The sequence below is a fragment of the Chryseobacterium sp. SIMBA_028 genome (genome assembly GCF_046535285.1).
Classification (GTDB): domain Bacteria; phylum Bacteroidota; class Bacteroidia; order Flavobacteriales; family Weeksellaceae; genus Chryseobacterium.
On sequence record NZ_JAWRWZ010000013.1, the window covers coordinates 59,781 to 76,233 of the forward strand.

Annotated in this window: 10 protein-coding genes; 5 read left to right on the top strand and 5 right to left on the bottom strand. The window is 37.6% G+C overall.

All coding sequences use genetic code 11. The features are described 5' to 3' along the window. Window positions 1–7: 7 nt before the first annotated feature. The 3 genes from SCA31_RS17505 to SCA31_RS17515 are packed head-to-tail and all read right to left on the bottom strand — an operon-like array spanning window position 8 to window position 8,228. The gene (locus SCA31_RS17505; RefSeq protein ID WP_410698283.1) at window positions 8–3,625 is read right to left on the bottom strand and encodes a DUF6443 domain-containing protein; all 3,618 of its coding nucleotides are present in this window, start codon (window positions 3,623–3,625) and stop codon (window positions 8–10) included. Between the two features lie 5 nt (window positions 3,626–3,630). Further along, window positions 3,631–6,612, bottom strand: a complete 2,982-nt coding sequence (locus SCA31_RS17510; protein ID WP_410698284.1) for a hypothetical protein — start codon at window positions 6,610–6,612, stop codon at window positions 3,631–3,633. A gap of 5 nt (window positions 6,613–6,617) precedes the next feature. After that, a complete protein-coding gene (locus SCA31_RS17515) occupies window positions 6,618–8,228 on the bottom strand; it encodes a T9SS type A sorting domain-containing protein (RefSeq protein ID WP_410698286.1) in 1,611 nt (536 codons plus the stop codon). Between the two features lie 358 nt (window positions 8,229–8,586). Here SCA31_RS17515 and SCA31_RS17520 point away from each other — a divergent pair, with 358 nt between their 5' ends. Beyond that, window positions 8,587–9,657, top strand: a complete 1,071-nt coding sequence (locus SCA31_RS17520) for a discoidin domain-containing protein (protein WP_410698288.1) — start codon at window positions 8,587–8,589, stop codon at window positions 9,655–9,657. Window positions 9,658–9,740: 83 nt separating this feature from the next. Next, a complete protein-coding gene (locus tag SCA31_RS17525) occupies window positions 9,741–10,448 on the top strand; it encodes a hypothetical protein (protein WP_410698290.1) in 708 nt (235 codons plus the stop codon). Window positions 10,449–10,488: 40 nt separating this feature from the next. Here SCA31_RS17525 and SCA31_RS17530 read toward each other — a convergent pair whose 3' ends face one another. Next, window positions 10,489–11,223, bottom strand: a complete 735-nt coding sequence (locus SCA31_RS17530; RefSeq protein ID WP_410698292.1) for a phytanoyl-CoA dioxygenase family protein — start codon at window positions 11,221–11,223, stop codon at window positions 10,489–10,491. Window positions 11,224–11,229: 6 nt separating this feature from the next. Further along, a complete protein-coding gene (locus tag SCA31_RS17535; protein ID WP_410698293.1) occupies window positions 11,230–12,480 on the bottom strand; it encodes a dicarboxylate/amino acid:cation symporter in 1,251 nt (416 codons plus the stop codon). A 222-nt stretch (window positions 12,481–12,702) separates the two neighbouring features. Between SCA31_RS17535 and SCA31_RS17540 the strand changes: the two genes are divergently transcribed. The 3 genes from SCA31_RS17540 (at window position 12,703) to SCA31_RS17550 (ending at window position 16,432) form a co-directional block, all read left to right on the top strand. Next, on the top strand, window positions 12,703–13,191 hold the full coding sequence (locus SCA31_RS17540) for a BON domain-containing protein (RefSeq protein WP_106914952.1): 489 nt from the start codon (window positions 12,703–12,705) through the stop codon (window positions 13,189–13,191). A gap of 10 nt (window positions 13,192–13,201) precedes the next feature. Further along, window positions 13,202–13,621 (top strand): SH3 domain-containing protein, encoded by a 420-nt coding sequence (locus tag SCA31_RS17545; protein WP_076352535.1) that lies wholly within the window; start codon window positions 13,202–13,204, stop codon window positions 13,619–13,621. A gap of 93 nt (window positions 13,622–13,714) precedes the next feature. After that, window positions 13,715–16,432, top strand: a complete 2,718-nt coding sequence (locus SCA31_RS17550; protein ID WP_410698294.1) for an outer membrane beta-barrel protein — start codon at window positions 13,715–13,717, stop codon at window positions 16,430–16,432. The last annotated feature ends 21 nt before the right edge of the window (window positions 16,433–16,453 follow it).

A 16,453-nucleotide genomic window follows, 5' to 3' on the forward strand; every position in this document is an offset into this window, starting at 1 on the left:
ATTATTTTTAATGTATTGTATTATCTTGAGGTAAACCTGTTTTTTTTCTTTCTTCCCTGCTTTTGTCACCAGGCAAAATATAATTTAAAGGATTAGGATTAACTTTACCTTTTCCATAATTTGTACGTTTTGGTAAACCTTCTATTTCTCTTGCTCTATTTTCTGTTTTAACAGCCCTTTGTTCTAAAGGATCTCTTGCTGATTGTTTATCAGAATCTTTTGTGTCAAAAGCATTTTCTATTTCATAATCATATTGATGTTGCATTTCATGTACAACTGTTGAGAAATCAGAACTGGGAACTTTTTCTGATTCTTTAAATGATTCTTTTGCAGATTGGTTAAAATCATATTGGGTTATAGTTCCATCTCCCTCATAATTTTTAGCAGAATTCTGTCTGTTAATAAAAACATTATTTCTATTACCCTCTTGTATTTGATGAATATTTTTACTTTTTTCCAGCTGATGCAACATTCCTATTAATACTTTATCACCAGAATTTTCAATTTTTCGATATGCTTTTGCTAATTTGAATAACGTTTTGCTTACAGATTGATTGCGCCCATCATATATTTGTCCCTTTAAATTACCACTTGTAAAATAAAAATTTCCATTCCTATATTGAAGACTTGTTCCATCTTTTGTAACAAATATAATCTCTTTTCCATCTGGATCGATTGCATTAATAGGTGTATTTACAGCATAAGTATAAGGTGACCACCTATGATACTTTTCTGCTTTTTCATCAATCACCCCCCATCTTCCAATATCCGCCATATACATCCTTGCTCCGTAGTCATACATTCCAGTCTCCTGCAATTCCTTTCCGTTGTACTTGTAATTCTTGTAGCTGCCCACTCCAAAGAACGCATTCCCAGTTTTTAAGTGATTCATTCCAAAAGGATAATAGTCGTTGGCATCTGTAATTTCCAGAGCTCCTACATTATTTCTATCAAAGCTTACCCTCACATTTCCTAGATGATCCCTGTACTGGTAAATATACATCTTTTTCTGGTAATCATAAAAGCCCTCTGCTGTTGGAAAAAACTGCAGTTCAGGGTTGTGGGGATTCTTGATGATTCCCCCTCCATCACCACCTGTTGGAGGGATAACCACACGACTCGCTACACTGAATGCCTGTTGTTCCAGTGCAAAGGTGGTTTCTCGGGAAAACATTTCGGCAGCCCCTGAGGAAGTCTTGTTCAGATACTGAAAGCCATCAAGATAATCCGTAATCTCCTTGGTCCAGCTTGTACCCGCAACGCCAATGGAGGTTTGCATGTTCTCCTTTCTCAGCTTTACCCCGTCAGCACGGTAGTTGGTCTTTACCTGGGTGGTAATGGGATCATGGCCTATATCCAGGGTGCGGGGCAGGTTTAGAAAGTTGTAGCTGATGCCTGTAATCTGCTTATCCAGCATATTCATCATATTTCCGTTGGGGTCATAGGAAATGGTATTTCCTCCGCCCTCATATCCGGCCTTGTTATGTCGGTTGTCCCTGACATCCAAAAGACGGTTCCCAAGACTTGTCGGGGGACCATAATTATACACCAGCTCATCGATAACCTCGGCAGTGGTTCCATTCATGACGGAGGTTCGGTATAGATTGGTGATGTTTCCATTAAGGTCATAGTCCATTGCCTCCGTATGCTCCTTGCTCCATGGGTTGCTGGGGTTCTGGTAGTATCCGGCCGTAAGCCTGTTCAGCCCATCATAGGCATAGCCGTATCTCTTCGGTTCCAGGGGAGGATTGGCCCCCAGGGATTCCACGGCACGCCAGTCCACCTCGGTAATGTTTCCATTGTACATGGGCCTTACATTCTTGCCCACAAAAAGGCTGGTGTCAGGATTGGTGGTTCCATTCTTTTGGTTATACTTGATCTTGTAGGAAAATAACTTCCCTCCCAGGTCAGATAATGACATCTGCGCCGGGTTAATATCAGTCATCCATCCCCTGATATTGTAGGCATAGTCAATGCTTTGCAGGTTATTTCCAACCACCTTGTTCTTAAGCTGTGACAATTCATTGTAGGAGTTTTCCACCAATAGCTGCTCCGGCCAGTAATCTACCTGATGATAGTGCTTCAAAAGCCTGTTTTGGTTATCATATTCAAAACGTTCCTTTACCGTTACCTCCGGTTCACCTGCTCTCCTTAGATGTTGGGTTACTGTATTCTGTGCAACCCCGACAAAGTCCAGCTTGGACTCCGTCCTGGTATATCCTCCCAAATGATTGATGGAATGGGTTCCAATAGCCCTTCCCTTGGTGTCATAATAGGTGTAGGCCTTGGTCCAGTTGTCATCCTCAATGTTTTTTATATAAGAGGCAACAGGAAGTCCCTTGGTTGTTTTAGGCTGGGACGGGTTGTCGGTAAGCAATTCCTGTGAAAATTGATTATTGGCCGCAGGTGAACCTTGTGGATAGGTATCATAGTAGCTAACACTTAATAAAGTGTCAATTACTGATGGAGACACTAAATTGGTATAATATACATTCATCCCTTTTACTGTAAAATAGGATGAAGTCCTCTGTTCATTATTTATTGGGCTACCCATGCTGTTATTAATATATTCCTGCAAGTCATTCCTTAATGACGGGTTATTGGTAATACCTGTGTAAACCACTCTGCTGAACTGATCATATTTGGTAAGAAGCCATTGACTTTTGATTTTGAGATTGGTATCCTGTGTCATAACGAGCCTATCCTGCTTATCATACACCATGTATTCCCAGCCCTTGCCGGGAAGTTTCTTTTCAACCAAACGGTTCTTGCCATCATAGCGGTACTGGTAGCATAAATTGTCTAGTGTGGAGGGAGATAATGATCCGGAGACCGATGCCAATGGAGGAATAACAAAGGCCAATTGGTCGTACTCATTGTAGACATAGTAGGTATCTGCGTTTTCTGTGGCGCTTAATACTTTTCTTACCAAAATGGTTTGTCCCTTGCCATTCTTAAACTCGATGGTTTTGTTGTTATCTTCATCAGTAACTATATTCTTGTAGAGCTGTCCGCTTTTGTAGAATCCATTTTCAGAGTCAGGATCCGTGGCTGGGCTGACGATTGATTGGGTGGCTCCGTTCACCCATGAGGTACTGGCTACAAGCTTTTTCACCTCTCCTGTGGTATTGGCTTCATACTGGAACTTGACGGGTTTGTTGGCCCAGTCAGTACCCACCTGGATCTGCTGCTGGATTCTGCTCAATGGAGAGCTTTCCAGGATCTTTTCTGAATAAATCTTTTCTGAGCCATAAATACCTGGCTGGCTAGCATTGGACAATGGGTCTGTAACAATGGCCCCATTCATGGTATTGGCCTGTGGAACAGGCAGGTAATCCAACACCTGTCTTCCAAAGCCATCGTATTCAATCTTGGTGACAACATCTCTGCCCAGCGGAGAGGCTTTTACATTCACCACTTGTTTTGGACGTCCCAAGCCATCAAAATACTGAACGGTTTCTACCTGCCTGGCATTGGCATCACTCTGTGTTTTTGCCTCAAGATAGGTTCTTGTGTAGATATAGTTTTCATTGGTTACCCCGGTAAGACCACTTGGCAATTGCATCTGTGCATGTACCGTGCTCATCATTAAAAGGGCACCAATAGGTATAATTATTTTTTTCATCAATATTAGTTTTTGTATTTGTAGTTGAATTCCTTTAATAGTTTACCTGTCTGGTTGTCTTCTCGGATTTCCTTAAGTCTATTGGCGGAGTCATACAGATAAACCTCCCTGATTCCTGATGGTTGGGTGATGCTTCTTACCCCAATCAAAGGGTCATAGCTGTAGGTTGTGACCTGATAGTTGGGCAGGCTGTTTCTAAAGGTGTCAAGAGCGGCCAGAAATGCTGTTTCATTATTACCTGGGACATCTTGTCCATCTGTATCAGATGCTGTTACTATGACACTGATCAATGAGTCAGGAATATCTTCCAGCTTTGCATTTTCAATCTTGGCAATGGGCTTGGTTTTGCCATATCCCCAAATGATGACCGTTGATACTCCATTGCTAATGGTGTACTGTTGCAAATTACCCTTGGAGTCATATAGATCATAGAAGATTTCCAGGTTTTTAGTATTGGGACTCTGAAGATCATAGGAGGATACTGAAATTGGAAACAATTTTAAAGGATAGTCATACCTTGTCTCTACCCTTGATATTATCTTACCTGACATATCATTAGAATTCTGCCTTTTTATAACCTTGGTCTCCAGGGGAACACCTACCATATTGGCATTGATCAATTTTATATTCCCTTTTTCGTGGGCATATTGGTAGGAAGTCTCCTGGCTTGTACCATCTGAATAAGTAGTATTCTCAGAGGTTACCTGATGGTGGTTCAGGCTTTCATTGACTGTATCTGTAGTAGTTGTCTTTACAGGAATTCCATTCTCATATTCTGTTTTGATCTTCTGGTAATTTTTAATGACGCCACCATAAAAAAAGGCTGTTCTGTATATATTGACATCAGTAAGCTCTGATGCTGAAGGAGATGTCTTGGAATCAGCCCAATATCTTCCAGGCTTGTACATGGGTATACTTTTTATATTATGAGACAGAAGATAATTGGGTTCAGCCTGAGATGGTGGCATTCCTGGAAGTGGTCCATATTTATAAACATTGCTTATCACTGTACCGTCATATTTTTCGTAAAATCTATAGGGGTATATTTCTTCTCCTGAAAAACTATACTGATTTTGTAATGATTCTACAGTTTTTCCACTAGAATCAGAAGATACTACCCCTAGGGTTAACCCCCTTGCCCAACCCATATCATCAGGAATGTGATAAGGGTATTTGTAATATTCTCCCCCATCCAAATAATTGGTAAAAGTATAGGTCTTAGCCCATAATACAGAATCATCTGCTGATAGAAAAGACTCTTTTACCTGTGAATAACCTACCTGCCCTGCATTATTAAAACTTGACATAGGCTGTATCCCGTTTGATAATGTCCCATGTACCTTAAATGTTTTTCCTTCTTGTGAAATAATGGACAGATAGTCAGGAATACCCAGAAGTTTTCCGGAAGATGTTCCATTATTCAGAGTATAGGTGAATTTTCTTTTGGTAATCTTTCCATTGCTGTCATTGGTTTCAATTCTAGAGATCCTTCTTCCTCCTCCTACAATATTTACTGATGGGGGAACAGGATATATTGCATTGAATAAGTGTGTGGGGATGATTACACTATTATCTTCATAAAAAAAGCTTTCAGTTCCCCCTGTAGGATAGGTAATCTTTGTCAGAATCCCAGCCTCAGCCTCAGCAGCATATACATTCCTGTCAGTGGGAGGAACGAATATATTCATATCATTGGGTTTTCCGTTGTAATATCCCCATTGATCAATAGAGTTGGAATGACGGTTAGGAAGTTCTTTGGGATTATAATCAAGTTTATAGGATGCTATTATGTTACCCAGTACATCCACTTCATTGACTTGATTTAAAAATAATCGCTTGTCCGAAAGTTGATCTTTCACTAGAACAGCTGGGTGGATCTTTGAATGATCAAGGTTTCCTATACGATAACTTTGTATAAGGTCAATTTTTTTAATTTGATTAAGCTTCTTATCTTTAAGTATAAGACTATTTAGCGCTCTACTTCCTTTTAGATCTTGACGTAAAGCGGTATTGTATACCAAGTCCACTGTTCCTTCAGGAAAGGAGATTTTCATAAGCATGTATTGGTCTGTTGCTGTTGAACTCAATGAAATAGGGTTCAAATATTGAACATTCCCTCCTGATTCAGATTTCCTCCATATACTTCCTTTTGTATCTGTTTTTGAAAAAGTACGAACAATTTCTTTGGTATAATTAAATGTATAACTATTCTTGGGAGTCTTGATCTCCATAAGATGCCAAGCTGTTCTATAGCCAACTTCAAGATCAGCCGGATTTTCATTTACAGGTCCTGAGTTCATACCGGTAACCAAATCATATGTTGAATTAGCTTTGAGAGAGTCCTGGCCAAAGTAATATTCAACTCCGGACTCATCGGTAATGGTGATTCTATTAATCGTAAATTGAGAAGTATTCAAGCTCACATAGTCTATGTCTATTTTCCAGTCATCAAAACCTTGAACAACTGCCTTTTTGGTAACGTTGTCAATAATAAACTTCCCAGATCTTCCCAGAAAATTAATGAAGAATAGATCTGGATCTTCATCCACAGGTTGATCTGAACCACCGTAGTTAATATTAAGATCACCTAGAGTTTTGCGTACGTCGTAACTAGTTTGATAATTAGCATTATAGTTATAGGTTAAATAGCCCTGAGGATTTTCATCTGGACGTTGCCTTACCTGTCGGGTTATTATTCCTCCCGCATTTAGACTCCATCCGGCCCCAATAGTAGAGGCTGTTTCACCCACCATAATTCCCTTTGTATCATATTGCAGGGATACATTTAAAGGAATATCCCCTGTATCTATATTGAATATAGGAATGTTAACATTTGCTGTTCCTCTATAGTAGGAAACCGGACTCTCTACAAACTTTGCAAGTGAAGTTGCATTGGGAGATGGAGGTAATATTTTTGGTGTATATTGTGCCTGTACCATTGAATTTAAGAATAAAATGGTACCTAACATTATAATCTTTCTTTTCATCGTAATTATTTCTTAATCAGTTTAGCATTTGCGGTCTTGTTGTTATCAGTCTTGATGGTCACCAGATAAGCTCCCTGAACCAAAGCCTGGGTATTAATTTTAGTTACCCTGTTTTTGGTCTTCAGGTTTTGCAGTTGTCTTCCGCTCATGTCATAGACCAGAATATCAGCCTCCTTGAAGTCAAAGCCTATTTCAACATAGGCATAATCAGATACCGGGTTTGGATAGATCTTAATATCATATTTTTCAATCAAGTCATTCACCTGCTTATCACCCAGCTTGACAATCTTCCAGTTTTCCTTGCCCAGTTCCTCGGCACTCGTTCCTGCCAAGATGATGGAGCCATCCTTGTTGAGTCTTACATCTGAAAGTCTTTCCTCACGCTTCTTGGATTCTCCCTTGATGTGCTTTCTCCACTGCTCATTTCCAGCTCCGTCCAGGTATAGTAACCAAAATGTTTCATCTTTCTCTTCCATTCTTCCCTCAGCCTGCGTATAGCCACCCAGCAAAATGCCCTTGGTTAGGCCTTGATTCTGAATAACATTCATTCCCATCAGGATATCCCTGTTTCCAAAGGTGTAGGACTTCTGCCACTGCTCATCCCCACGCTCATTCAAGGACACGATCCAAAGGTCTGTTCCCTTTTCAATTCCCACGGTCTTGTTTCCTGATCTTTCCGACCTGGATTCCCCGCCAATAATGTAGCCATTGGAAGTCAATGCAAGGGTTCTGATGTGGTCATCTCCCTTTCCGCCAAGGTTCCTTTCCCATTCAACCTTGCCGTTCTTGTCGAGCTTAATGATCCAATAATCTCCCTCACCAAAGTTTTCGCTTTGCTTGGAGGTTGTAGATAATTGATTGGTGCTAGCGGGTTTGTCATTTGAAATATTGCCAACGGATGTTGATTGTCCATTATTATTGAGAACACCACTTCTGGAATAGATGCCCAATAATGCGCCGCCATCCCTTGTGGGAATCATTTTTTCAACCTCGTCAAGACCTCTTCCACCCAAAATGAGTTGGGAAATTTCCTTGCCATTTTTGTCGAGTTTAACAATCCAAACATCCTTGGAGCCATGTCCCTTGGGGGAGTTTTGAATGTTTCCTGCCACAATGAATCCCTGGTCCGTGGTTTGGATCACGGACCTTGCTTCCTCATCCGAGGAGCTTCCCAGGGTTTTCTGCCACAGCTCATCCCCAAATTCATTGATGCGGATCAGCCAGATATCTGAACCTCCCCTGGAGTCATCCTTTTTATCCAGTCCCTTGCCTGAATAGGAGGTTCCTGCCAAAAGAAATCCACCATCCTGGGTGGTTACCGTTGCTGAAAGGTAGTCGTGGTTGTTTCCTGAGAAGTATTTTTCAAAAACCGGTTCTCCCTGCTGGTCCAGTTTTACCAGATGGAAGTCGTAGCCGTTGTTTTGCCTGCTGTTTTGTTGGATTTTATCGCCCTGAATGGAGCTTCCTGTAATCAGGTACTGCTGATCGATGGTGGTGGTCACCTGGCTTAGAAAGTCCTGTGTAGAGGACTTGATGTCCCGTTGCCATAGAACTTCCTGGGCAGATACCCCCAGCACAGCGCACAAGGTAAATGCACCGAGATAGATCTTTTTCATCTTATGTTTTTTAAGTTAATACTTATTTTATCAATTACTTATAAAATTAACTGTTTTTATAACATAAAAATACAAAACAACCATATTACATGTTATTTTAATTTATAATTCATATTTTAATTATTAAAATCACTTTTCTATTATTTATTAAATTACAGTAACAAAATATGATGTATTATTTTCACTCTAAAAACGATTGATTAATTGGTTATTAGATCCTTATAATGGAATAAAACGGATTCTACGTCCTTTTTTTATCACATATTCTTAGAACACGCACATCTGACTTTGGATAATTTGTATTCTTAGTTTTTGGCCCGGTATTTTCAATGTATCCGTTATTATAAAATCATAGAATATGAAAAGAAGACTCGCTGTATTCTCTTTATTCATTACCCAAATCATTTATGCTCACAACTATTCTCAATATGCAAATCCTTTTATTGGTACTGGAGGGCACGGACATCCCTTTTCCAGAGCTGCCATTGCATTTGGAATGGTACAGTTATCTCCGGATACAAAAATTGATGGAAGCTCTATAGCAATTTATTCTGCCACTCCAAGGCTGTCAGAATGGGAAACCTCAGCTCCTTATTGTAAGGATATTAAAAACGGAACGACAAGGCCCATTATCCAAAATATCAGGAAGACAGAACTAAAAAAAACAGGCTTTGAAAATACACAACCCGTTGAAGATTTCAAATATACTCAGCAGACAGACTCTCCAGTAATCTCAGCAGACAGGCTCTTTGATTTTTCTACCAAGGTTGAAATTACGTCACTGAATCCTCGCGATAAAATCTACTATATGACCATAGATGCCAATGATGCTAACAAAAGAAAAACATTCACGGCCTACAAAAGACCATTTATGATCAGTAAGACCACTCAGGTCATGGCCTATGCTGAAAGAAAAGGTAAAAAAAGCTTAGTGGCCACAGCCAGCTTCAATAGAAGACCTAACTACTGGGATATCAATACCTCTTCAAAAGCCAGCCCTCAATATACAGCCAGCGGAAAGCTTGCATTAATCGACGGAATAAGAGGTGATATAAATTGGCAAAAAGGGGAATGGCAAGGATATCAGGGGCAAAATTTTGAAACAATTATTGATTTTAAATCTCCACAACAGCTTACAACACTATCCTCTACGTATCTTCAGGACAGCAAAGCATTGATTCTGATGCCTAAAAAAGTAGAATATTATGCTTCAATGAACGGAAAAGATTTTATCCTTTTAAAAACAATTGACAATGACATTGATCCTAAAGATCAAAAAATACAAATCAAGGATTTCACCACAGAAATTCTACCTACAGAAGCAAGATACCTAAAGGTAAAAGCCTACTACTTTGGGAAACTTACAAAATTGCATCAGGGAAATAGCGGTGAAACCTATATCTTTATTGATGAAATTTCTGTACAATAAAACCATTATAATCAATGAAAAAACGATTACTCATTCTTTTTTTATTCTTAAGTATCATAAAAGTATCAGCATGCAAATGTGTCATGAATACCTTAGCAGAAAATTATTTGACTGCAGATGTTGCAGGCGTTATAAAGATTCTGAAAGTATATGATGAAGATCCCCAACAAAGAACCTATAAAGCTGACGTTGAATTTGAGAAAGTATACAAAGGAACAAAATTCACGACATTAAACGTAAGAGGACTGATTGGCTACGCATCATCCGGGGCGTGCGAAAAAGATGTACAACCCCATGAAAGATATTTGGTTCTCTTAAGCGGATCAAATGGCAGTTTTTCAATTTCGTCCTGCTCACCTATGTCTAGATTAAACAACAAACCAACAAAAGACGAAGATTCTCAACTGGAAACTTTAGCCAAAGCTTTTTCCTATTTAGACAAAAATAAATTCAAATTTATAGGATCTCAGTTTACTTATTATTACGATGAAACACTGGGAGATAATACCAAATCCGAATTGTCAAAAATCAGTAATTTCAACCCTAAGCAGCCATTTGCGATCTACCAAGTGAAAATAAATGATTCTTTTAAAATTACTGAAATTTCGCCTATTACAAGTTTTGGAAGCAAAGACAAAACCATTGAAGCCATAATGAAAAAAAATCTGACCATTGAAACCCCTATGTTTAAAGATACTTCGAAAAAAGAAGAATATTTAGTATTGCTCTTTTACAATAAGCAAAACATCAATAAAGAGAACAGAGAGTTAATATCTGATACCTGGCACTAAAAAGACAGCCTCTTCAAAAATGAAGAGGCTGTCTTTTGATTTACCCCATATTTGAATTCATTCTTTCAGCCCATTGAAGAACTTCCGGAAGTTCCATATCTGAAAATTCAATATGGATTACTCTTCTTTTCTTTCCATTAGTTGTTCTGTTTGAGCCATGTAGCGTGAGAGGTTTCATCAGCATAATTCCACCTTTTTCTACATTGCAGATATTTTCTGTTTCTATTGACCAATCTATGGTTTCCGGCCTATAAACTCCCTTGGAATGGGATTTTGGAACTACTTTTAAAGCTCCATTATTTTCATCTGTGTCATCTAAATGAATCCTGATGGTGTAAATATTCTCTAAAATATTCAAGGGAGGTTGTACGGCAAACTGATTTTGTTTTGTAGTCCACGGTCCAAAATTGGGAAGTTCCAGCTTTTTATCTACAGAAATGGTCAGATCCTGATGATAAGCAACATACCAATTGGATGTTTCAGGCTTATCAAAATAGATGCTTTTTACGACAAAATATTTTTCTCCAAATACCTCTGTAATGATTCGTTTTATGTTATCATTAAAGATAAGATCCTTTATCTCCGGTATTTCCTTTAAAAACTGCCTTATCGCAAACAGGTCTTCAGACTTCCTAAAATTCTCCCGCGAAGTATCTATACCATTCAAAACACCGATTATTTTTTCTACTTCATCGGCTGAAAAAACATCATTTATAATGGAAAAGCCATATTCTTGAATATGGCTTTTATAAGTTTCTAAGTTTTTTAAACTCATTGATATTTAAATTTTATCCAAAGGTTCGGTTAACTGTCCTTCCCATTTTGATACCGCAGAAGTAGCCAGTGTATTTCCTAACACGTTAGTCATACTTCTTCCCATATCGCAGAAATGGTCAATAGGCAGGATTAAAGCAATTCCTTCCGGTGGAATTCCGAACATGGAACAAGTGGCTACAATAATGACCAGTGAAGCTCTTGGAACTCCCGCAATTCCCTTAGAGGTAAGCATCAGCACTAAAAGCATCGTGATCTGCTGTCCGATAGTCATTTCAATACCGTAGATCTGTGCAATGAAGATAGAAGCAAATGTCATATACATCATACTTCCATCCAGGTTGAAAGAGTATCCTAAAGGTAAAATAAAAGACACTACTCTGCTGTTACAACCGAATTTTTCAAGCTCTTCCACCAATTTCGGGAATACAGCTTCTGAACTCGTTGTAGAAAAAGCAATCAATAATGGCTCTTTAATTCTTTTTAATAAATCAAATAAACGGTTTCCTAAAATAAAATATCCTACCAATAAAAGGACCAACCAAAGTACACCCAGTGCAAAGAAGAAGTCTCTTAGATAGATTGCATATACTTTAAATATTTCAAAACCATTGGTAGCAACCACCGCTGCAATAGCCCCTAATACCCCAAGTGGAGCAAACCACATAATATATCCTACCATTTTAAGGATACCATGCGCCATAATATCGAAAAGCTTAACAACAGGCTTGGAATATTCTTCACCCAAATTAGCCAAAGCCACTCCAAACATAATAGCAAATACTACAATCTGCAATACTTCATTCGTAGCAAAGGCTTCAAATAAACTTTTAGGGATCATATGCTTTACAAAGTCTTCCAGAGAAAAGCTCTTGCTGCTTTTAAGAAGTTCATCAGCCGAAGCAACATCCTGAATAGGCAATTTGGTAACATGCCCCGGCTCCAGCCAGTTCACGAGTATCAATCCTATGAAAAGGGAAATCAAAGAAGCAGAGATGAACCAAAGCATAGCCTTTGTTCCCACTCTTCCAATCATTTTAATGTCGCTCATTTTAGCAATCCCCACTACCAGGGTAGTAAAAACCAAAGGCGCAATAATCATTTGTACCAATCTGATGAAAACAGTTCCAAGTAGTTTTATATTCTTGGAAAAAGGTGCTGCACTTTCAGGATACTGCACGTGTACAATTCCTCCAATCCCTACTCCCAGGATAAGCGCAATGATAATTGCTATAAAAAGTTTATTCTGTCCTTTCATATATATAGTTCAATTTGCGCAAATATAATGGTTTTTGAATTGGCAGGGTATTTTATTCTAATCACCTTAAAGCCATATTAATTTTTTGAAACATAAAAATTAAATCGCTGGTTCATAAAATATTGTAAAAAATTTAAGAAACATTTATTGATTTTTTATTCTTTTGGTACAAATTTTATTATTACATTTGATTGTATAACAACATTAAAATAAATATACAATATGAAAAAAACTATCGCAATGGCTGCATTAGCTGTAGCTGTATCTTTCGGGGCAGTTTCTTGTAAAAAGAAAATTTCTGATGCTGATCTTCAGACCCAAGCTACAACTGTAGTAACTTCTAATCCCAATGCTTCTGTTGAAGTAAAAGAAGGTGTGGCTCACTTAAGCGGAACTTTCGTTGATCAACAATCTAAAGATGCAATGATTGCACAATTAAAGGCAATCAATGGAGTAAAGGATGTAATGGATATGTCTAAAGTTGAGGCAGCTCCTGTTGTTGCACCTGTAGAGACTACATCTGCAGTAGATCCTGCTATTCAGAAAAAAGTTCAGGATGCTGTTAAAGATTTCCCTACCGTAAAAGTAGAAGTAGTAAATAATGAGCTTACTCTTACAGGAAATGTTTCTAAAGAACAAGCTAAAAAAATTAAGCAGTCTGTAGACGCTTTAAAAGTAGGTAAAGTAAAATATAACTACACTGTAAAATAATTAAATTAAGATGAGTACATTACAAGATAAATATTCAAGCGTAGTTGCAGCAGCTCAGTCTGCTGGAATTTCAAATCTTCAGGTTCAGGAGCAAGACGGAATTTTATATGTTTCTGGTGGAGCTTCCAATTCTGCAGCAAAAGATGCCGTATGGAATGCTTTAGGAGCTATTGACTCTACCTATTCTGCTTCAGATATCAATATTGACGTACAGGTAGAAGGGCTTGCTTCAGGAGCTTCTTTAACTGTAGCTACAGAAGATTCTAACCTAAATATCAGACAGGAACCTTCTACGGAAGCTGCTGTTGTAGGTAAAGCTGCAAAAGGTTCTTCAGTAACTTTAATTGAACAAACTTCTGATGACTGGTGGAAAGTAAAAAATGCTGACGGACAGGAAGGATATGCTTATTCAAGATATTTGAAAGCATAATTTCATTAAAAAAAATAATTTTTGAAATATTTTTAAAGAAACATCTCCATGAGGAGATGTTTTTTTTATTTTTACCGCTTTGAAAAGAACTTAATGAAGAAAATTATTCTGCTACTGATCTTGATATTCAACGTCCTGATTCTCCATGCTCAGAAATTGTATATTGACGGGAAAGTATCTGATTTTGAAAAGAAACCGCTGGAAAATGCCACAATATATCTTTTAAAACAAAAAGACTCCTCCATTGTCAATTACACTGCCACCAATAAAGAAGGTAAATTTTCTTTGAAAATTGATGAAGTGAAAGAGCCATCTATATTAAAAATTGATGCTGAAAAATTATCGTATTCAAAAGCATTCGAAAAAATAGAACAATCATTATCCCTTGGAGATATAGAGCTTAGCAAAAAAGAAGTGATTACGATCGATGAGGTAAAGATCACAGTTTCTCCAGTAAAAGTAAAGAATGATACCATAGAATTCAACGCTTCGGCCATTAAAGTACGTCCTGACAGTAAAATTGAGGAGCTTTTGAAACAAATTCCAGGGGTAGAAATCGGCAATGATGGAAAAATCACAGCCAACGGAAAAGAAGTAGATCAGATCATGGTCAATGGAAAACCATTTTTTGATAAAGATGGCAAAATCGCCCTGCAAAACCTCCCTGCCGACATTATTAAAAATATCCAGTTTACGACAACCAAAACAAAGGAAGAAGAACTGAGCGGAAAACCCCCAAAATCTCAAAATACAACCATTAATTTTAATATTGACGAAAAGAAAAACAAAGGTCTTCTTTCAAGACTCACATTGGGCTATGGATCAGATAAACGCTATGAAGGAAGCGGGCTGCTAAGTTATTTTAAAGGAGATTCCAAGATCAGTCTATTGGCTTCATCTAATAATATTAATTCAAAAAGTATTTCTGCGGATGATGTTTTTGATAATATGGGGCGTGGCAGAGGTTCGGGAACCCAAAATGGCAGTAGTGGAATTCAAAGATCTACGACTATTGGACTTAATTATAATGATAAACTTGGCAATGATGCAGATCTTGATAACCTCAGTCTAAAATATTCAAAGTCTGAGATGGAAACCCGTTCCAAGGTTTCAAAAACTACCTTTCTTCCGGATTATACGCTAAAAACCAATTCTGAAAGTAATGGTGACACTGAGTCGAATCAATATAGTTTTGAGGCTTCAGCGAGAATAAAATTGGACTCAATGACCAATATTTATATAATGCCCTCTTTTTCAAAGTCTGAGAACTTCAGTTTCAACAGATCAGCATCTTCCACTTTAAGAGATGACAAGCTCTTGAACGAAAGCACATCTTCTAGCCAAACCAACGGAGAAAGCAATACATTCGCCCCTAATATTTATTTTACCAAAAATCTAAAGAAAAAAGGACGATCAATATCTGCCAACATCAACAGTTCAATCTCTGAAACAAAAAATGATAATATCAATCAGTCCCAAAATACATTTTACAAGGAACCTGATATTACCACAGACAATAGAAATCAATTACAAAAAACACGCGGACAAAGCAACAATTATACTTTCAGTGCCTTATATACAGAGCCTATTTCGGATTCTGCAATGGTAAACTTTGGATTGCAATATAACTCAAAATTATCCAGTGATATAAGGAATTTCAGTGATTTTGACCCTGCTACCGGACAATATTCTCAATATAATACACGTCTTTCTAACAGTATGGACCAAAAGATCAATCAGCTATCACCAGAACTATCTTTTTTCCTTTACAAAAAGAAATTCAACACCTGGAGTACTGTTAATTTTGACATTTCAGATATGAAAGTAAATTCTGTGTTCAATGGACAGCTGTATGATCTTCAGAAAAGTTTTTTCCTACCCAGATATACGGTCAATTTTCAGTACGTTTTTTCTGACCGCAAAAGATTAACCCTAATGAATTCTTCCAACTTTAATATTCCTGATGCAGAAAAATTAATTCCTTACAGAGATGAAGCTGATCCATTAGTAACCTATACCGGAAATCCTGATTTAAAAAACACATGGACAAACAGCAGCAATGTTTCCTTTAGCAGCTTTAATATTGTAAATAATTTCAACTATTATATCAATGCCGGATTTACCTATAGAAACAATGATATTACACAATATTCTCAATATGACAGTTCAGGAAAACAGATTGTAACCTACAGCAATATAAGCGGAAATAAAAATTTCAATCTCAGTTCAGGCTTAACCAAGACTTTTAAATGGAAAGACAATAAATTGAGTATTAATCCTAGATTCAGCATGAATTATACTTACAACAACGGCTTTATCAATGGACAGCTTTTCAAAAGCAATTCATACAACTTCAATCCGGGACTGAATCTGAGCTATGAGATTAAGGATAAACTTACCATAAAACCCTCCTATAAGCTTGGATACAGCTTTTCAAACTACTCTAATTACAGGGTAGACCAAGTGAATACAGCCAATCAGTCCCTGAAACTGGAACTCACCAATTACCTGTTTCAAAGCAGACTTGTCTTTGGGAATGACTTTGAGTACAACACCAATTCTAATATTGCGCCAGGCTTCAAAAAGGATTTTTATTTCTGGAATACCAGCTTGGGATATTCATTCTACAATAAGCAGTTTACAGCTAAGGTAAAGGTTTATGATGTATTGAATCAAAATCAAAGTGTAAGAAGAACAATTACAGATTCTTATTTTGAAGACCGTGAAGACTTAATTCTAAAGCGATACATTATGTTTTCACTCAGTATGAAGCTTAATAAGTTTGCGGGTAAAAAAACGAAGAAAAAATAATCATTATACTTAAAGATTTTA